Raw genomic sequence first — 18,241 nt, forward strand, 5'->3', positions numbered from 1 at the left:
TGGCGTTCCCCGAGTTTTTATTACTTACGAGCGCTTCATCATATCGAAGAATTCGTCGTTGGTTTTGGTCATCGCCAACTTGTTAATGAGGAATTCCATCGCGTCGATTTCACCCATCGGGTGAATAATTTTACGCAGGATCCACATTTTCTGCAGCTCTTCCTGGGTCGTAAGAAGCTCTTCTTTACGCGTACCAGAACGGTTGTAGTCGATGGCGGGGAACACGCGTTTCTCAGCGATTTTACGCGCCAGATGCAGTTCCATGTTGCCGGTACCTTTAAATTCTTCGTAGATAACTTCATCCATTTTAGAACCGGTATCGACCAGCGCGGTGGCGATAATGGTCAGGCTGCCGCCCTCTTCCACGTTACGTGCCGCACCGAAGAAGCGTTTTGGACGATGCAGGGCGTTAGCGTCCACACCACCTGTTAATACTTTACCGGAAGCCGGTACCACGGTGTTGTAAGCACGCGCCAGACGGGTAATGGAGTCCAGCAGAATGATAACGTCTTTTTTATGCTCAACCAGGCGCTTCGCTTTCTCAATTACCATTTCGGCAACCTGAACGTGGCGGGATGCCGGCTCGTCAAAGGTGGAAGCAACCACTTCACCTTTAACCAGACGCTGCATCTCGGTCACTTCTTCCGGACGTTCGTCGATAAGCAGAACCATCAGCACGCAATCCGGGTGATTATAAGCGATGCTCTGGGCAATGTTTTGCAGCAGCATGGTTTTACCGGCTTTTGGCGGCGCCACAATCAGGCCACGCTGGCCGCGACCGATTGGCGACGCCAGATCCAGCACGCGTGCGGTTAAATCTTCGGTAGAACCGTTACCACGTTCCATGCGCAGACGAGAGTTGGCATGCAGCGGGGTTAAGTTTTCAAACAGGATTTTGCTGCGCGCATTTTCCGGTTTGTCGTAGTTAACCTCGTTTACTTTCAGCAGGGCAAAGTAACGCTCGCCTTCTTTCGGCGGACGAATCTTACCGGAGATGGTATCCCCAGTGCGGAGGTTGAAACGGCGGATTTGGCTGGGAGAAACGTAGATATCATCGGGACCGGCGAGGTAGGAGCTGTCTGCGGAGCGGAGGAAACCAAATCCATCCTGCAGTATCTCCAGCACACCGTCGCCAAAGATATCTTCGCCACTCTTAGCATGTTGCTTCAGGATGGAGAAAATAATGTCCTGTTTGCGCATGCGGGCCTGATTTTCCAGCCCCATATTTTCGCCGAGAGTAATCAGCTCAGAAACCGGCGTATTCTTTAATTCGGTAAGATTCATAATGGTGGGTTCTTAAACTCGGGGTAAATCTCGAACATGTTTCGTGAATGGTATGGCAGGGTCATCCATGCCTGTTTAATGGCCAGCACCACATGTCTTATCGCTGTCTGGTCATAGGAAAAACGCAGAACTGAAACGACACGACGGAATGGGTGATACGCCCGAAATCGATTATGCAACCATGTGCTCACTGTGAAATTAGCGTCTTAGCGATAGCGAATGAGAAGCATTGGGTATTACAAAGATTCAAACTTTAAGGCAAGTTCAAGGTGCAGTAAAAGTAACTTAGCATGACTGACGCCGGGCGTCCAGCGGCTCACAAAAATTTGCAAACCGCGCACGCGCCGGCTGAGATTCCATTACGCCAGATTAGCGTCCAGGAACTCTTTTAACTGGCCTTTGGACAGCGCACCGACTTTAGTGGCAGCCACTTCACCGTTCTTAAACAGCAGCAGAGTCGGAATGCCGCGGATGCCGTATTTCGGCGCGGTGCCCGGGTTCTGATCGATGTTCAGTTTGGCAACGGTTAATTTGCCCTGATATTCATCAGCGATTTCATCAAGAATCGGGGCGATCATTTTGCATGGACCACACCACTCTGCCCAGAAATCAACGAGGATCAACCCGTCAGCTTTAAGTACGTCCGTGTCGAAACTGTCATCAGTCAGGTGAATAATTTTATCGCTCATGTTCTACTCCAAAGGATTGTGTCTACCTTGTTGGTGTAGCATTAACCAACTTAAGGTTGACTTTATTTCACCGGATACGCTTTCGTAAAGCAATAGTTAGCTGATATTCTACCACACTATGAGCAAAACACATTTGACCGAACAGAAGTTTTCCGACTTCGCCCTGCACCCTAAGGTGATTGAAGCCCTTGAAACAAAAGGGTTTCATAACTGCACCCCTATTCAGGCACTCGCGCTTCCGCTGACGCTGGCGAATCGTGATGTTGCCGGTCAGGCGCAAACCGGTACTGGCAAAACGATGGCGTTCTTAACGTCAACGTTCCATTATTTACTCTCTCACCCTGTTCCGGAGAACCGTCAGGTGAACCAGCCGCGCGCCTTAATTATGGCGCCGACTCGTGAACTGGCAGTGCAAATTCACTCCGATGCAGAACCGCTGGCCCAGGCCACAGGACTGAAACTCGGCCTGGCTTACGGCGGCGACGGCTACGATAAACAGCTTAAAGTGCTGGAAAGCGGCGTCGACATCCTGATTGGCACAACCGGTCGTTTAATCGACTACGCCAAGCAAAATCATATCAATTTAGGTGCTATTCAGGTCGTGGTGCTGGATGAAGCCGATCGCATGTACGATCTGGGTTTTATCAAAGACATCCGTTGGTTGTTCCGTCGTATGCCGCCGGTAACGCAACGCCTGAACATGCTGTTCTCCGCAACCCTCTCTTACCGCGTACGTGAACTGGCTTTCGAACAGATGAACAACGCCGAATACGTGGAAGTGGAACCAGAACAGAAAACGGGCCACCGTATAAAAGAGGAGCTGTTCTACCCTTCAAACGATGAGAAAATGCGCTTGTTGCAGACGCTCATTGAAGAAGAGTGGCCGGACCGCGCAATCATCTTCGCCAACACGAAACACCGCTGTGAAGATATCTGGGGCCATCTGGCTGCCGATGGCCACCGCGTTGGCCTGTTAACCGGTGACGTTGCGCAGAAAAAACGCCTGCGCATCCTTGATGAGTTCACCCGTGGCGATCTCGACATCCTGGTAGCAACCGACGTTGCCGCCCGCGGCCTGCATATTCCGGCCGTAACGCACGTATTCAATTACGATCTGCCGGATGATTGCGAAGATTACGTTCACCGTATTGGCCGTACCGGCCGCGCCGGCGCAAGCGGGCATTCCATCAGCCTCGCCTGTGAAGATTACGCGTTAAACCTGTCAGCAATCGAAACCTACATCGGTCACTCGATTCCGGTCAGCAAATATAAGACAGAAGCACTGTTAAGCGAGCTGCCACCACCAAAACGTCTGACCCGCCCTCGTTCCGGTAACGGTCCTCGTCGTGGCGGCAGTGCATCCCGTGGTAATCGTCGTCGTACAGGTTAATTATCTATGCTCAGCTCCACCTCACTGTATGCAGCTATTGATTTAGGTTCTAACAGTTTTCATATGTTAGTGGTACGTGAGGTGGCTGGGACGATACAAACCCTGGCACGCATTAAACGTAAAGTCCGCCTCGCAGCCGGCTTAAACAGCGAAAACGCGCTCTCCCAGGAAGCTATGGAGCGCGGGTGGCAATGCCTGCGCCTATTCGCGGAACGTTTACAGGATATTCCGCAGGCGCAAATTCGCGTTGTCGCCACGGCAACGCTTCGCCTTGCCACTAACGCCCGGCAATTCATCCAGCAGGCTGAGAAAATTCTGGGATGTCCCATCCAGATCATTCGCGGTGAAGAAGAGGCCCGCCTTATTTATCAAGGCGTTGCTCACACTACCGGCGGCGCCGATCAGCGTCTGGTCGTGGATATTGGCGGCGCCAGTACGGAATTAGTGACCGGCTCCGGGGCGCAAACGACCGCGTTATTTAGCCTTTCGATGGGCTGCGTAACCTGGCTTGAACGTTTCTTTAGCGATCGCAATCTGGCAAAAGAAAATTTTGCGGCGGCGGAAGCTGCGGCAAGCGAAGTGTTAAAACCGGTCATTGATGAGTTAAAGCATCATGGCTGGAAGGTCTGCGTTGGCGCCTCGGGCACCGTACAGGCTTTGCAGGAAATCATGATGGCGCAGGGCATGGATGAGCGAATAACCCTTGCGAAACTGCAGCAGTTAAAGCAGCGCGCCATCCAGTGCGGACGCCTTGAAGAGCTGGAAATCGAAGGCTTAACGCTTGAACGTGCGCTGGTTTTCCCAAGCGGTCTGGCCATTTTAATCGCCATCTTTGAACAGCTCGGCATTGACTGTATGACCCTAGCCGGCGGCGCGCTGCGCGAAGGCCTGGTATATGGCATGCTGCATCTGACTGTCGATCGGGAAATTCGTAGCCGCACCATTCGCAATATTCAGCGCCGTTTTATGGTTGATATCGCGCAGGCCACCCGTGTTCAGCAACTGGCGCAGGTTTTTGCCGGCTATGTTGCCGATGAATGGGAGCTTGATCCATTAAGCAAAGATATGCTGCAAAGCGCGGCCCTGCTTCATGAAGTTGGCCTGAGCATCGATTTCAGACAGGCTCCGCTGCATGCGGCCTATCTGATCCGCAATCTGGATCTGCCGGGCTACACGCCGGCACAAAAAAAGCTGCTCGCCACCCTTCTGCTCAATCAGACCAATCCGGTCGATCTTTCGTCGCTCCACCAGCAAAACGCCGTTCCGCCACGCATTGCGGAGCGTCTTTGCCGCCTGTTACGTTTAGCGATTATCTTCGCCAGCCGCCGCCGGGACGACATTCTGCCCGCAACCGAGCTGGAGGCCGAAGGAGAAGCGCTGCAGCTCACTCTTCCTGCCAACTGGCTTGCCTGCCATCCGCTTGGCGCTGAACTGCTTACCCAGGAAAGCCTGTGGCAAAGCTATGTTCACTGGCCGCTTACCATTAAATAATTCAGCCGCCGCGCGCTCTGGCCAGCATCTCCCGGATATTCGCGACGTTTGCCTGCCCTTTATTCATGCGCTCTTCAGCCGATACCACTTTACGCTCCTGCTCCCATTGCAAATCATCCTGCGGTAGTTCAAGCAGGAAGCGGCTCGGCTCCGGCCGCACCAGCTCGCCATACTGACGGCGCTCTTTGCACAGCGTAAAAGTCAGCTCTTTCTGCGCGCGGGTGATCCCTACATAGGCCAGACGCCGCTCTTCGTCGATATTGTCTTCATCAATACTGCTCTGATGCGGCAGCAGTCCCTCTTCCATGCCCACTAAAAAGACATAAGGGAACTCCAGCCCTTTGGAAGCGTGGAGGGTCATCAACTGGACCTGATCCGCTTCATCATCGCTTTCACCACGCTCCATCATATCGCGCAGCGTGAAGCGAGTAACAACCTGGGTCAACGTCATGGGTTCATCGATATCCGAACCTTCAAGCATCTCCGTCATCCAGCTAAACAACTGATTGACGTTTTTCATGCGCATTTCCGCCGCTTTCGGGCTCGGGGACGTTTCGTACAGCCAGCTTTCGTAATCCACGCCATGAATCAAATCACGCACCGCCGCCACGGGTTCACGCTCGGCAAGCGTCGCCACATCACGTAACCAGTGGGTAAAACGCTGCAACGCCTCCAGGCCACGCCCGCTTAAAGTCTGGCTAAGGCCAAAATCAAAGCTGGCGGTGAAAAGACTTTTATTACGCTGCATTGCCCATTCGCCCAGCTTCTGCATCGTTGCCGGACCGATTTCACGTTTTGGCGTGTTCACGATACGCAGGAAAGCGCTGTCGTCATCCGGGTTGGTCAGCACGCGCAGATAGGCCAGCAGATCTTTAATTTCCGGCCTTGAGAAAAACGACGTGCCGCCTGAGATGCGATACGGGATGCGGTTTTGCATCAGCATCTTTTCGAACACCCGCGACTGGAAATTGCCACGATAAAGAATCGCGTAATCTTTGTAGCTGGTTTTATTAATAAAGTGATGGGCGATAAGCTCGCCGGTAACGCGTTCCGCCTCATGATCTTCGCTATTGGCCGTTACCACTTTTAACTCGGTGCCGTAACCCAGCTCTGAGAACAGGCGTTTTTCAAAGACGTGCGGGTTGTTGGCAATCAGAATATTGGCCGCCTTCAGGATGCGCCCGGAGGAGCGATAGTTCTGCTCAAGCTTAATGACCTGCAGGCTCGGAAAATCCTGGCTCAGTAATACAAGGTTTTGCGGACGTGCGCCGCGCCAGGAGTAGATCGACTGGTCGTCGTCGCCTACCACGGTGAAACGAGCGCGTGCGCCCACCAGCAGCTTCACCAGCTCATACTGGCTGGTGTTGGTATCCTGATATTCATCCACCAGCAAATAGCGGATGCGGTTTTGCCAGCGCTCACGCACCTCTTCATTGCGCTGTAAAAGCAGCGTTGGCAGCAAAATCAGATCGTCAAAATCCAGCACGTTGCAGGATTTCAGATGAGCGTCGTACAGGCCGTAGCAGTGCGCGAAAATTCTGTCCCGCTCGCCTTTCGCCTGCGCTGCCGCCTGAGAAGGCGTTAACAGATCGTTTTTCCAGTTCGAGATCGTCGAGATCAGCTGTTGCAGTAACGTCTTATCCTCTTCGAGCAAACCTTCGGTCAGCTCTTTTAGCAACGCGCTCTGGTCCGTGTCGTCAAACAGCGAGAAATTAGATTTCATGCCTAACGCCGCGTATTCGCGCTTGATGATTTCAAGCCCCAGCGTATGGAACGTGGAGATAAGCAATCCGCGGGCTTCTTTGCGCCCCAGCGTTTGCGCCACGCGCTCTTTCATCTCACGCGCGGCCTTGTTAGTAAAGGTCACAGCGGCGATGTGCCTTGCCTGATAGCCGCACTCACGGATCAGGTACGCCATTTTATTAGTAATGACACGCGTTTTGCCCGAGCCTGCGCCCGCCAGCACAAGGCAGGGTCCGGTAACAAATTCGACGGCTTGTTGTTGGCCTGGGTTTAAACGCATAAGAACACTCAATGAAAGTCAGGAGGGGAGAAAATCAGCGTGGTAGTATAGCCAGCGTAATCCATACGACTCAAGGTACTATCATGGCAAAAACCGCGGCAGCATTGCATATCCTTGTTAAGGAAGAAAAACTGGCCCAGGAAATTCTCGAACAGCTGAAAAACGGCGGCGACTTCGAAAAACTGGCGAAAAAGCACTCCACCTGCCCGTCAGGCAAAAAAGGCGGTCATTTAGGCGAGTTCCGCCAGGGCCAGATGGTGCCGGCTTTCGATAAAGTGGTGTTCTCATGCCCGCTGCTGGAGCCTGTTGGGCCGCTGCACACGCAGTTTGGCTATCACGTCATTAAAGTACTGTACCGTAACTAACAAAAAAGGCCGGGATTTCCCGGCCTTTTTACGCAGCAGGACTTAGCCTGCTACAGCGATACGTTTCATATCGGTCATATAGCCGCGCAGTTTCTGGCCCACTTTCTCGATTTCGTGAGTGCGGATAGCTTCGTTAACATCACGCAGCTGCGCGTTGTCTACAGCGGCCGCCGGGGTTTCTTTGCCCAGGTCGCCTGCCTGCAGCGTAGTCATAAACTCTTTCAGCAGCGGTACGGCCGCGTAAGAGAACAGGTAGTTGCCGTACTCTGCGGTATCGGAGATAACTACGTTCATTTCATACAGACGCTTACGGGCGATGGTGTTTGCAATCAGCGGCAGCTCGTGCAGGGATTCATAGTAAGCAGACTCTTCGATGATGCCCGCATCCACCATGGTTTCGAACGCCAGCTCAACGCCTGCTTTCACCATCGCGATCATCAGAACGCCTTTATCAAAGTATTCCTGCTCGGAAATTTTGCCGTCAAACTGCGGAGCGGTTTCGAACGCGGTTTTGCCGGTCTCTTCACGCCACGTCAGCAGGTTCTTATCGTCGTTCGCCCAGTCGGCCATCATACCAGAGGAGAATTCGCCGGAGATGATATCATCCATGTGTTTCTGGAACAGCGGCGCCATAATGGTTTTCAACTGTTCAGACAGCGCGTAAGCGCGGATTTTTGCCGGGTTGGACAGGCGATCCATCATCAGGGTGATACCGCCCTGCTTCAGCGCTTCGGTGATGGTTTCCCAGCCGAACTGAATCAGTTTTTCTGCATACGCCGGGTCGGTGCCTTCTTCCACCAGCTTGTCAAAGCACAGCAGGGAACCAGCCTGCAGCATGCCGCAGAGAATGGTTTGCTCGCCCATCAGGTCGGATTTAACTTCCGCAACGAAGGAGGATTCCAGAACGCCCGCGCGATGGCCGCCGGTGGCCGCAGCCCAGGCTTTAGCAATCGCCATGCCTTCGCCTTTCGGATCGTTTTCCGGGTGAACCGCAATCAGGGTTGGCACGCCGAAGCCACGTTTGTACTCTTCACGCACTTCGGTACCCGGACATTTCGGCGCCACCATTACTACGGTGATGTCTTTACGGATTTGCTCGCCAACCTCAACCACGTTGAAACCGTGGGAGTAGCCCAGCGCCGCGCCATCTTTCATCATTGGCTGTACGGCCTTAACTACTGCGGAATGCTGTTTGTCCGGAGTCAGGTTAACCACCAGATCGGCCTGTGGGATCAGCTCTTCGTAAGTCCCAACTTTGAAGCCGTTTTCAGTCGCTTTACGCCAGGAAGCGCGCTTTTCGGCAATCGCTTCTGCACGCAGCGCGTAAGCAACGTCCAGACCGGAATCACGCATGTTCAGGCCCTGGTTAAGGCCCTGAGCGCCACAGCCGACGATGACGACTTTTTTGCCTTTGAGGTAGCTTGCTTCATCGGCGAACTCGCTGCGCGCCATGAAGCGACATTTACCCAGTTGCGCCAGCTGCTGACGCAGGTTCAAGGTGTTGAAATAATTAGCCATCGTCGGACTCCGTGATTGTCGTGTTGTGTTTCTTGTAAGGGTCGCAAGCCGTGTCTTGCAAGCGAGAATGGACCTACTATATGACAGGAAATTCGTTGCTGAAATTGATATATTAACAACGTGATGTTGCAATAATTGCAACGTGCGAATTAAGGCGAATGACCATGGACTTACGCGATTTAAAAACGTTTCTCCACCTTGCGGAAAGCCGCCATTTTGGGCGAAGCGCACGGGCGATGCACGTGAGTCCCTCAACGCTTTCACGCCAGATTCAGCGCCTTGAAGACGACCTGGGCCAGCCCTTATTTTTACGCGATAACCGCACCGTCACGCTAACCGAAGCCGGCGAACAGCTGCGCCAGTTCGCCCAGCATACGCTTTTGCAGTACCAGCAGATGCGCCACACCATCGGCCAGGAAGGACCGTCGCTTTCGGGCGAACTGCATCTTTTCTGCTCGGTTACCGCGGCCTACAGCCATTTACCGCCGATTCTGGATCGGTTCCGTGCGGAACATCCCAATGTCGAAATCAAACTGACGACGGGCGATGCGGCGGATGCGGTTGAAAAAGTGGATTCCGATGAAGCAGACCTGGCCATTGCCGGCAAGCCGGAATCCCTGCCGCCGGGTATTGCTTTTTCGATGCTGGAAAACTTAGCCGTTGTGCTCATCGCTCCGGCGCTGCCCTGTCCGGTTCGCGCAATGGTGAGCATCCCCGCGCCAGACTGGAACAAAGTGCCCTTTATCATGGCGGAACAGGGCCCGGTACGCCGCCGCATCGAGCTGTGGTTCCGTCGCCAGAAGATCGGTAACCCGTTTATTTATGCGACGGTTGCGGGACATGAAGCAATGGTTTCGATGGTGGCGTTGGGCTGCGGCGTGGCTTTACTCCCTGAAGTCGTGCTGGAAAACAGCCCTGAGCCGGTACGTAACCGCGTGCAGATTCTGGAGCGCAGCGATGAAGATGCGCCGTTTGAACTCGGCGTATGCGCACAAAAAAAGCGGCTCAGTGAGCCGCTTATAAATGCTTTCTGGAAATTACTGCCCGGCAACCACTAACCTGCCAGGAAGAAGCGAAACGCCGGATTGTTCGTCTCGTCGTGGCAGTCGTAGCCAAGCTCGTTGAGCCGGGTTTCGAAATCCGGCTCGTTATCGCCCAGCTCAAATGCCGCCAGCACGCGGCCATAGTCGGTACCGTGGCTGCGGTAGTGGAACAGTGAAATATTCCAGTGGGTGCCCAGTGTTTGCAGAAACTTCAGCAGCGCGCCCGGTGATTCCGGGAATTCAAAGCTGTAAAGCCGCTCGCGCAATGGTTTAGACGGACGCCCGCCAACCATATAACGCACGTGCAGCTTCGCCATCTCATCGTCGGAAAGATCGACGACGCCGTAACCGCCTTCGTTAAGCTGAGCCAGGATCTCCTGGCGTTCCTCAACGCCACGGGTCAGACGCACGCCAACAAAAATGCAGGCATTGTCTGAGCTGGCATAGCGATAGTTAAACTCCGTTACCGCGCGGCCGCCGAGCAGCTGGCAAAACTTCAGGAAGCTGCCTTTTTGCTCCGGTATCGTCACAGCAAGCAGCGCTTCACGCTGTTCGCCCAGCTCGCAACGTTCAGAAACATAGCGCAGGCCGTGGAAGTTCACGTTCGCGCCGGACAGCACATGCGCGAGGCGTTCGCCACGGATCTGGTGCTGCTGGATATATTTCTTCATCCCTGCCAGCGCCAGAGCGCCGGAAGGTTCCGCAACAGCGCGCACATCCTCGAACAAATCTTTCATCGCCGCACAGATTGCATCGCTATCCACGGTGACGATGTCATCGAGGTATTCCTGGCAAATACGGAACGTTTCGTCACCGATACGTTTAACCGCCACGCCTTCAGCGAACAGCCCCACGCGCGCCAGGTCAACCGGCTTACCCGCATCTAAAGCAGCCTTCAGACAAGCTGAGTCTTCCGCTTCAACCGCGATCACTTTGATCTGCGGCATCAGCTGTTTGATAAGCACCGCCACGCCCGCCGCCAGACCGCCGCCGCCAACCGGGACAAACACCCGATCGATATGCGCATCCTGCTGCAGCAGCTCCAGCGCCAGCGTGCCCTGCCCGGCAATCACCGCCGGATGGTCGAACGGAGGCACATAGGTGAAACCCTGCTGCTGCGAAAGCTCGATTGCCCGCGCCTTCGCTTCGTCGAAGTTTGCACCGTGCAGCAGCACTTCGCCGCCAAAGGCTCTTACCGCATCCACTTTGATATCCGCCGTGGCTACCGGCATGACGATCAGCGATTTAATGCCCAGCCGCGTTGAGGAGAGCGCCACGCCCTGCGCATGGTTGCCCGCCGAAGCGGTAATCACGCCGCTGGCTTTCTGCTCGCTGTTCAGTCCGGCAATCATGGCGTAGGCGCCACGCAGCTTGAAGCTGTGCACCGGCTGCCGGTCCTCACGCTTCACCAGAATGACGTTATCCAGGCGCGAAGAGAGCTTTTCCATCTTCTGCAACGGCGTGACCTGCGCCACTTCGTAAACCGGAGAGCGCAGCACGGCACGAAGATATTCCGCCCCGCAAGGGGCGTCGGGCAGCGGTTGTGACTCGGCCATTATTAGCCTCCCAGCTTGCTTTTATCGCGCACCGCGCCTTTATCGGCGCTGGTAGCGAGGCTTGCATAAGCGCGCAGCGCGAAGGAGACCACGCGTTCACGGTTTTTCGGCGTCCAGGCTTTGTCGCCGCGGGCGAGTTCAGCCTCGTGACGCGCGGCCAGCTCGGCGGCAGGAACGTCCAGCACCATGCTGCGGTTGGGAATGTCGATATCAATCATGTCGCCATCTTCAACCAGCGCAATCAGGCCGCCGCTTCCCGCTTCCGGAGAAACGTGCCCGATAGACAGACCGGAAGTTCCGCCGGAGAAACGGCCGTCGGTGATCAGCGCGCACTCTTTACCCAGCCCCATTGATTTCAGGTAGGTGGTCGGATAGAGCATTTCCTGCATGCCCGGGCCGCCTTTCGGTCCTTCGTAGCGAATAACCACCACGTCGCCGGCAACCACTTTGCCACCCAGAATCGCTTCAACCGCGCTGTCCTGGCTTTCGTAGACTTTCGCCGGGCCGCGGAACGTCAGGTTGGATTTATCCACACCGGCGGTTTTTACAATACTGCCTGCTTCCGCGATGTTGCCGTAGAGCACGGCCAGACCGCCATCCTGACTGAACGCATGCTCCAGCGAACGGATACAGCCTTCCGCACGGTCATCATCCAGCGTGTCCCAGCGGCAATCCTGCGAGAAAGCCTGGGTGGTACGAATACCCGCCGGGCCTGCGCGGAACATTTTTTTCACCGCCTCATCCTGAGTCAGCATGATGTCGTACTTATCCAGCGTCTGAGAGAGCGTCAGCCCAAGGATATTTTTGACGTCACGGTGCAGCAAGCCGGCGCGGTCCAGTTCGCCCAGAATCGCCAGCACGCCGCCGGCGCGGTGAACGTCTTCCATATGATATTTCTGGGTACTTGGCGCGACTTTACACAGATGCGGCACTTTGCGTGACAGACGGTCGATGTCCGTCATATTGAATTCGATTTCGCCTTCCTGGGCTGCGGCGAGCAGGTGCAGAACGGTGTTGGTCGAGCCGCCCATCGCAATATCAAGCGTCATGGCGTTTTCAAATGCCGCTTTGCTGGCGATGCTGCGAGGCAACGCGCTGGCGTCGTCCTGCTCATAATAACGTTTGGTCAGCTCAACGATGCGTTTCCCCGCGTTCAGGAACAGATCCTTACGGTCGGCATGGGTTGCCAACAGCGAGCCGTTGCCCGGCTGCGACAGGCCCAGCGCTTCGGTCAGACAGTTCATTGAGTTGGCGGTAAACATGCCGGAACAGGAGCCGCAGGTTGGGCAGGCGGAACGTTCGATCTGCTCGCTATCGGCGTCGCTGACGTTAGGGTTGGCGCCCTGGATCATCGCATCGACCAGGTCGAGCTTGATGATTTTGTCAGATAACTTAGTTTTCCCGGCCTCCATCGGGCCGCCGGAGACAAAAATAACCGGAATGTTCAGGCGCAGCGACGCCATTAACATCCCCGGGGTGATTTTGTCGCAGTTGGAGATACAGACCATGGCGTCCGCGCAGTGTGCGTTAACCATGTATTCCACGGAGTCGGCAATCAGTTCGCGGGACGGCAGAGAATAAAGCATGCCGCCGTGGCCCATGGCGATGCCGTCATCCACGGCAATGGTGTTGAATTCTTTTGCCACGCCGCCGGAAGCTTCAATCTGTTCGGCGACCAGCTTGCCCAAATCGCGCAGGTGAACGTGGCCCGGCACAAATTGGGTGAAGGAGTTCACTACCGCAATAATTGGCTTGCCGAAATCGTCATCGGTCATCCCGGTTGCGCGCCATAAAGCGCGGGCACCCGCCATGTTACGGCCGTGGGTTGTGGTGGCTGAACGGTACTTAGGCATGCTTATTTACTCCAGTCTGTCATGGTGCGGGCGGTCGATTGCCGCCTGCCTGGTTATAATTTTTTACTGTGGGTTTACTGGATCTAACCAGCCCCATTTATCTTCGGTTTTACCCGTGAACAGGCCAAAGAACGCCTGCTGAATACGTTTTGTGACCGGGCCGCAACGGCCTTCGCCCACCTGAATACCATCCACGCTGCGTACAGGCGTAATCTCAGCGGCGGTACCGGACATAAACACTTCGTCCGACAGGTAGAGCGATTCGCGGGAAAGCACCTGCTCACGCACTTCGATACCCAGGTCTTTCGCCAGCTTGATAATAGCGTCGCGGGTAATGCCCGGCAGCGCGGAAGAGGTGAACGGCGGAGTGAACAGAATGCCGTCTTTTACCTCAAAGAGATTTTCGCCGGCGCCTTCTGACAGGAAGCCCTGCACGTCTAACGCGATGCCTTCCTGATAACCATGACGACGCGCTTCGCTGCCAACTAACAGAGAAGAAAGGTAGTTGCCGCCTGCTTTTGCAGCGGTTGGGATGGTGTTTGGCGCGGCACGGTTCCATGAGGAAACCATCGCATCGATCCCCTGATCCAGCGCTTCAGCACCAAGGTAGGCGCCCCACGGGAAAGCTGCGATGATCACATCGGTGGTGTAACCGTCCGGCGGGTTAACGCCCATACCCACATCGCCGACAAAGACCAAAGGACGAATATAGGCGCTGGTCAGGTTGTTCTTGCGGATAACGACGCGGCAGGCTTCCATCAACTCATCAACGCTTTGCGAAACCGGGAAGCGGTAGATTTTTGCTGAGTCACGCAGACGCTGCATGTGTTCGCGATGGCGGAACACGACCGGCCCAAGGTGGGAATCGTAGCAACGGATGCCTTCAAATACCGATGTACCGTAATGCAGCGCGTGGGACATAACGTGAACTTTCGCCTCGCCCCATGGCGTCATCTCACCATTGAACCAGATATAATCAGCTTTCTTCGTTGTCATTACTCTCTTCCTTTTGCGCTCAGGCGCGGATTTGTTGTGATGTCTGTTGCTGGATTTCGACGCGGCCTACGTCAACCAGTTTGCTTAGCTGGCTAAACAATAATTCGACAGGTCGCAGGCTGGCAACGGTCAATTCAATATTAATGTTGTCGGTATTGCCCACGGCAACCATGTTCATTGCGCAGATCTGAAAACCGCGATGACGTACCACGCGTAATACGCGCTCCAGCGTTTCCGGACGAAAGCGAGCCTGCACGGCGAGTTGATGTTGCATCATGATAATTTCTCCAGCATTTGCGAATTACTGGCACCAGGCGGTACCAACGGCCAGACATTTTCGTACTCATCGATTGAGACATGCAGCATGTACGGACCTTCGCTGTTTAGCAGCGCGTCGATGGCACCTTCAACTTGGTCTTTACGGGTAATGTGCTGGCCCGGGATGCCAAAGGCGCTGGCCAGCGTGAGGAAATCGGGATTATCGGAGAGGTTTGTTTCACTGTAGCGTTCTGAGAAAAACATCTGCTGCCACTGGCGAACCATGCCTAAACGCTGGTTATCCAGTAAAACGATTTTTAACGGCAGCTTTTTCCGTTTTACGGTGCCCAGCTCCTGTACGTTCATCATGAAGGAGCCGTCGCCGGAGATACAGATAACCATATCGTCCGGTCGGGCAACCTGCGCCCCTACTGCGGCCGGCAGCCCAAAGCCCATCGTTCCCAGACCGCTGGAAGTGATGAAGTTTTCCGGGCGCGTGAAGGACATATGCTGGGCCGTCCACATTTGATGCTGGCCTACGTCGGTAGTGACCACACACTCTTGCGGCTTGCGGTCAGAGATCTGTTTCAGCAGCAACGGGGCAAAGATCGCCTCGCCAGGATGATCGTAACGCCATTGGTTTTCTGCGCATAAGGTCGCGACTTGCTGCTGCCACTCCGCAATCTCCACAGGCTGCTGCAGAGCTTGCAGCATCTGGGTCAGATCGCCCTGCAGGGCAACGTGCGCCTGACGCAGTTTTCCGAGTTCGGCCGGATCGATATCCATATGGATAACTTTGGCATGCGGGGCGAAGGTGTTGAGCTTGCCGGTTACGCGGTCGTCAAAACGGGCGCCAACGGCAATCAGCAAATCGCATTCCTGCACCGCGAGGTTGGCCGCTTTGGTGCCGTGCATGCCTAACATACCCGTATAAAAAGGATGCTCCGTCGGAACCGCCCCCAGCCCCTTCAACGTGACGGTTGAAGGTATATTGGTCGCAGCGATAAAGTCGCGTAGCGCCGGAACCGCCTGAGCCATGCCAACTCCGCCGCCGATATACAGCATCGGCTTGCGTGCGCTTGCCAACATTTCCCGTGCCTGCTGCAGCTGCGCATGCGGCGTTTCGAAATCGTCTTCAACGGTCGACAGCCACGGCTCCAGCTCCCCCTGCGTTAACTGGATATCTTTAGGAATATCGACCAGCACAGGGCCGGGGCGGCCTGAGTTCGCAATCTCAAAGGCTTCGGCGAGGACGCGGGGTAATTCCTCGAAGGACTCAACGAGAAAGCTATGTTTGGTACAAGCCAGCGACAGGCCTAAAACATCTACTTCCTGAAAGGCATCGGTGCCGATGAACGGAGCCGCCACCTGGCCGGTGATGGCAACAACGGGAACGGAATCTAACAGCGCATCGGCAAGGCCGGTGATGAGATTTGTGGCGCCAGGGCCTGAAGTCGCGATGCAAACGCCTGTTTTTCCGGTAGAACGTGCGTAACCAATGGCTGCCATTGCCGCGCCCTGCTCGTGGCGACAGAGTAAATGCTCCACCCCGCCGTCATACAGCGCATCGTAGACAGGCATAATCGCACCGCCGGGATAACCGAAAACCGTCTCTACACCCTGCGCTCGCAAAGCATGTACCACCCACTGCGCACCATTCATAGTTACTTCCCCGCCTCATTACTGGAGAAACAGAATATTATTCTGTAACAGTTCGTCTGTTTCTCTGGTGAATTTTTTGCCAACAAAAAACCCCCGGACCTTTCGGTGCGGGGGTTCTTTTCGATTCAGGCTTGATTTTTAAGCCTTTCTTTCTCCAGGAGCAGCCCCGCACGGTGGGATAATAATCACCACCACGCTAATCACGACCAGGCTAATCACACGTAGAAGGGCTTTCATTGCTGTATATTCTGACATCTCGTTCGAAGTAATGCCTACAGAGTTATCACAGAGAATGGGCATGGCACAAGATTTTTTTATAGCTAACGCCGCAGTTTAAAAAATAAATAGACGGAAAGTCATTTATTTTCAGCCGCTAACAGGAGTATGAAAAAAATTCATAGCTGGCGCTTTTCCCCGGCATTCTGCCTTTATCTGATGAAAATTAATTCCTTGTGACGCATCTCCCAGATTACGGACTGTGAATGTAAGAGCACCAGAAAGAGTGGAAAGCTCCTCGACAAACACGCTTTTCTTTCTTAACTCTTCCGTAGCTGGCTGACAATATTGCGCCTCATCTGAGGAGGGAATATGGCGCTGGCAGTTATTAATACGAGAGCGGCTTTGGGCATTGCCGCCCCTCTGGTCACCGTTGAGGTGCATCTTAGCCAGGGATTACCAGGATTAACGCTGGTGGGTCTGCCGGAGACAACTGTCAGAGAAGCCAGAGACCGCGTGCGTAGCGCCATCATTAATAGTGGCTATACGTTTCCCGCAAAGAAAATCACCATCAACCTTGCACCGGCAGATCTACCGAAAGAAGGGGGCAGATACGATCTACCCATTGCATTAGCCTTACTCGCTGCCTCTGAGCAGCTTGCAACAGATAAACTGGGTCAATATGAGTTCGTGGGCGAACTGGCTCTCACAGGCGCTTTACGGGGCGTCCCAGGCGCGATTTCCTCGGCAATGGAAGCCCTGAAAGCAGGCAGAAATATTATTGTGGCAGAAGAAAATGCCAGCGAACTGGGATTAATCAGGCAGCAGGGTTGCCTTGTCGCAAACCATCTTACTCAGGTATGTGCTTTTCTTGAGAATAAAGGCGAGCTTATTACGCCTGAAGCGCAGCAAGAACGGCAGGCTGAAAACGGACCTGACCTTAATGAAATTATTGGTCAGCCGCAGGGAAAACGCGCGCTGGAAATCACCGCCTCAGGCGGCCATAATTTATTGCTTATCGGCCCGCCTGGGACAGGGAAAACTATGCTGGCCAGCCGCCTGATAACGCTCCTGCCCTCTTTAAGTGACGAAGAAGCTCTCGAAAGCGCGGCCATTCTCAGCCTTGTCAATCCACACGATCTGCATAAAAAGTGGCATCAGCGCCCTTTCAGGGCGCCACACCATAGCGCTTCCCTGACGTCGCTGGTTGGCGGGGGCGGTATACCTCGCCCCGGAGAGATATCGCTGGCTCATAATGGCGTGCTGTTTCTGGACGAGCTGCCTGAGTTTGAACGCCGCGTGCTGGATGCGCTACGCGAACCTATCGAATCGGGAGAGATCCATATATCGCGCGCGCGGGCAAAAATTATCTATCCCGCGCGCTTTCAGTTACTGGCAGCGATGAATCCCAGCCCTACCGGCCATTATCAGGGTAAACACAACCGCTGTACGCCAGAACAAACGCTACGCTATCTGAGCCGGCTGTCAGGGCCATTTCTGGATCGCTTTGACCTGTCGGTTGAGATCCCTCTGCCGCCTGCGGGAATACTCAGTAAACCCGTTCAGCAAAGTGAAAGCAGCACGGATATAAGAACCCGGGTTTTACAGACTCAACAACGGCAATTCCTGCGTCAAAATAAGCTTAATGTAAGGCTGGATAACCATGAAATGCGCCAACATTGCGCCATAGAGCAACAGGATGCGATATGGCTGGAAGAGGCATTGGTTAAGCTGGGTTTATCCATAAGGGCGTGGCAGCGGCTACTAAAAGTTGCCCGGACGATTGCCGATATGCAACAGCATGAAAAAATCAGGCGAGAACATCTTCTTGAGGCATTAAGCTATCGTGCGATAGACCGCTTACTGGTTCATCTGCAGCAGTTGGCGGAGTAAAAAA

At 54.5% G+C, this 18,241-nt stretch carries 15 protein-coding genes; 5 read left to right on the top strand and 10 right to left on the bottom strand.

What is annotated here, in order from left to right; translation table 11 throughout:
- Positions 1-24: 24 nt before the first annotated feature.
- Both rho and trxA read right to left on the bottom strand, forming a co-directional pair.
- A complete protein-coding gene (rho, locus tag WLO31_RS20200; RefSeq protein WP_121266803.1) occupies positions 25-1,284 on the bottom strand; it encodes a transcription termination factor Rho in 1,260 nt (419 codons plus the stop codon).
- Positions 1,285-1,643: 359 nt separating this feature from the next.
- Positions 1,644-1,973, bottom strand: coding sequence for a thioredoxin TrxA (trxA, locus tag WLO31_RS20205; RefSeq protein WP_006179218.1), 330 nt, complete (start codon positions 1,971-1,973; stop codon positions 1,644-1,646).
- Positions 1,974-2,091: 118 nt separating this feature from the next.
- Here trxA and rhlB point away from each other — a divergent pair, with 118 nt between their 5' ends.
- Positions 2,092-3,363: an ATP-dependent RNA helicase RhlB gene (gene rhlB / locus WLO31_RS20210; protein WP_435928290.1), complete on the top strand. Its 1,272-nt coding sequence runs from the start codon at positions 2,092-2,094 to the stop codon at positions 3,361-3,363.
- Positions 3,364-3,369: 6 nt separating this feature from the next.
- On the top strand, positions 3,370-4,854 hold the full coding sequence (gene gppA, locus WLO31_RS20215; protein ID WP_435928291.1) for a guanosine-5'-triphosphate,3'-diphosphate diphosphatase: 1,485 nt from the start codon (positions 3,370-3,372) through the stop codon (positions 4,852-4,854).
- Between the two features lies 1 nt (position 4,855).
- Here gppA and rep read toward each other — a convergent pair whose 3' ends face one another.
- Positions 4,856-6,877, bottom strand: coding sequence for a DNA helicase Rep (gene rep, locus WLO31_RS20220; protein ID WP_435928292.1), 2,022 nt, complete (start codon positions 6,875-6,877; stop codon positions 4,856-4,858).
- 83 nt (positions 6,878-6,960) lie between these two features.
- Here rep and ppiC point away from each other — a divergent pair, with 83 nt between their 5' ends.
- Complete coding sequence (gene ppiC, locus WLO31_RS20225; RefSeq protein WP_034461726.1) at positions 6,961-7,242, top strand: peptidylprolyl isomerase PpiC; 282 nt, start codon at positions 6,961-6,963, stop codon at positions 7,240-7,242.
- Positions 7,243-7,284: 42 nt separating this feature from the next.
- On the opposite strand, the gene ilvC is transcribed toward ppiC, so the two are convergent.
- Entirely contained in the window at positions 7,285-8,760 is a 1,476-nt protein-coding gene (gene ilvC, locus WLO31_RS20230; protein ID WP_435928293.1) for a ketol-acid reductoisomerase, read from the bottom strand.
- Positions 8,761-8,924: 164 nt separating this feature from the next.
- Here ilvC and ilvY point away from each other — a divergent pair, with 164 nt between their 5' ends.
- Positions 8,925-9,818, top strand: coding sequence for an HTH-type transcriptional activator IlvY (gene ilvY / locus WLO31_RS20235; protein WP_435928294.1), 894 nt, complete (start codon positions 8,925-8,927; stop codon positions 9,816-9,818).
- Here the strand turns inward: ilvY and ilvA are convergent.
- The 6 genes from ilvA to ilvL all read right to left on the bottom strand — a co-directional run bounded on the left by ilvA (position 9,815) and on the right by ilvL (position 16,365).
- Complete coding sequence (ilvA, locus tag WLO31_RS20240) at positions 9,815-11,359, bottom strand: threonine ammonia-lyase, biosynthetic (RefSeq protein ID WP_435928295.1); 1,545 nt, start codon at positions 11,357-11,359, stop codon at positions 9,815-9,817. The two genes, ilvY and ilvA, sit on opposite strands and share 4 nt — an antisense overlap.
- Before the next feature lie 2 nt (positions 11,360-11,361).
- Positions 11,362-13,212, bottom strand: coding sequence for a dihydroxy-acid dehydratase (gene ilvD, locus WLO31_RS20245; RefSeq protein WP_435928296.1), 1,851 nt, complete (start codon positions 13,210-13,212; stop codon positions 11,362-11,364).
- 63 nt (positions 13,213-13,275) lie between these two features.
- Positions 13,276-14,208: a branched-chain amino acid transaminase gene (locus WLO31_RS20250; protein WP_435928298.1), complete on the bottom strand. Its 933-nt coding sequence runs from the start codon at positions 14,206-14,208 to the stop codon at positions 13,276-13,278.
- Between the two features lie 19 nt (positions 14,209-14,227).
- Positions 14,228-14,485, bottom strand: a complete 258-nt coding sequence (gene ilvM / locus WLO31_RS20255) for an acetolactate synthase 2 small subunit (RefSeq protein WP_435928299.1) — start codon at positions 14,483-14,485, stop codon at positions 14,228-14,230.
- Positions 14,482-16,128, bottom strand: coding sequence for an acetolactate synthase 2 catalytic subunit (gene ilvG / locus WLO31_RS20260; RefSeq protein ID WP_435928301.1), 1,647 nt, complete (start codon positions 16,126-16,128; stop codon positions 14,482-14,484). The genes ilvM and ilvG overlap by 4 nt, the downstream gene beginning before the upstream one ends.
- A gap of 138 nt (positions 16,129-16,266) precedes the next feature.
- Positions 16,267-16,365: an ilv operon leader peptide gene (gene ilvL / locus WLO31_RS20265; protein ID WP_167614838.1), complete on the bottom strand. Its 99-nt coding sequence runs from the start codon at positions 16,363-16,365 to the stop codon at positions 16,267-16,269.
- Positions 16,366-16,716: 351 nt separating this feature from the next.
- Here ilvL and WLO31_RS20270 point away from each other — a divergent pair, with 351 nt between their 5' ends.
- Positions 16,717-18,237, top strand: coding sequence for a YifB family Mg chelatase-like AAA ATPase (locus WLO31_RS20270; protein WP_435928302.1), 1,521 nt, complete (start codon positions 16,717-16,719; stop codon positions 18,235-18,237).
- The last annotated feature ends 4 nt before the right edge of the window (positions 18,238-18,241 follow it).

Source organism: Dryocola sharpae, assembly GCF_051307055.1.
Classification (GTDB): domain Bacteria; phylum Pseudomonadota; class Gammaproteobacteria; order Enterobacterales; family Enterobacteriaceae; genus Dryocola.

What these genes read in the sequence shown, in the direction of transcription:
- gppA (WP_435928291.1), top strand. Translation starts at nt 3,370, where the DNA reads ATGCTCAGCTCCACCTCACTGTATGCAGCTATTGATTTAGGTTCTAAC.
- trxA (WP_006179218.1), bottom strand. Translation starts at nt 1,973, where the DNA reads ATGAGCGATAAAATTATTCACCTGACTGATGACAGTTTCGACACGGAC.
- ilvG (WP_435928301.1), bottom strand. Translation starts at nt 16,128, where the DNA reads ATGAATGGTGCGCAGTGGGTGGTACATGCTTTGCGAGCGCAGGGTGTA.
- ppiC (WP_034461726.1), top strand. Translation starts at nt 6,961, where the DNA reads ATGGCAAAAACCGCGGCAGCATTGCATATCCTTGTTAAGGAAGAAAAA.
- ilvY (WP_435928294.1), top strand. Translation starts at nt 8,925, where the DNA reads ATGGACTTACGCGATTTAAAAACGTTTCTCCACCTTGCGGAAAGCCGC.
- ilvC (WP_435928293.1), bottom strand. Translation starts at nt 8,760, where the DNA reads ATGGCTAATTATTTCAACACCTTGAACCTGCGTCAGCAGCTGGCGCAA.
- ilvL (WP_167614838.1), bottom strand. Translation starts at nt 16,365, where the DNA reads ATGAAAGCCCTTCTACGTGTGATTAGCCTGGTCGTGATTAGCGTGGTG.
- WLO31_RS20250 (WP_435928298.1), bottom strand. Translation starts at nt 14,208, where the DNA reads ATGACAACGAAGAAAGCTGATTATATCTGGTTCAATGGTGAGATGACG.
- ilvA (WP_435928295.1), bottom strand. Translation starts at nt 11,359, where the DNA reads ATGGCCGAGTCACAACCGCTGCCCGACGCCCCTTGCGGGGCGGAATAT.
- rhlB (WP_435928290.1), top strand. Translation starts at nt 2,092, where the DNA reads ATGAGCAAAACACATTTGACCGAACAGAAGTTTTCCGACTTCGCCCTG.
- ilvM (WP_435928299.1), bottom strand. Translation starts at nt 14,485, where the DNA reads ATGATGCAACATCAACTCGCCGTGCAGGCTCGCTTTCGTCCGGAAACG.
- rep (WP_435928292.1), bottom strand. Translation starts at nt 6,877, where the DNA reads ATGCGTTTAAACCCAGGCCAACAACAAGCCGTCGAATTTGTTACCGGA.
- ilvD (WP_435928296.1), bottom strand. Translation starts at nt 13,212, where the DNA reads ATGCCTAAGTACCGTTCAGCCACCACAACCCACGGCCGTAACATGGCG.
- WLO31_RS20270 (WP_435928302.1), top strand. Translation starts at nt 16,717, where the DNA reads ATGGCGCTGGCAGTTATTAATACGAGAGCGGCTTTGGGCATTGCCGCC.
- rho (WP_121266803.1), bottom strand. Translation starts at nt 1,284, where the DNA reads ATGAATCTTACCGAATTAAAGAATACGCCGGTTTCTGAGCTGATTACT.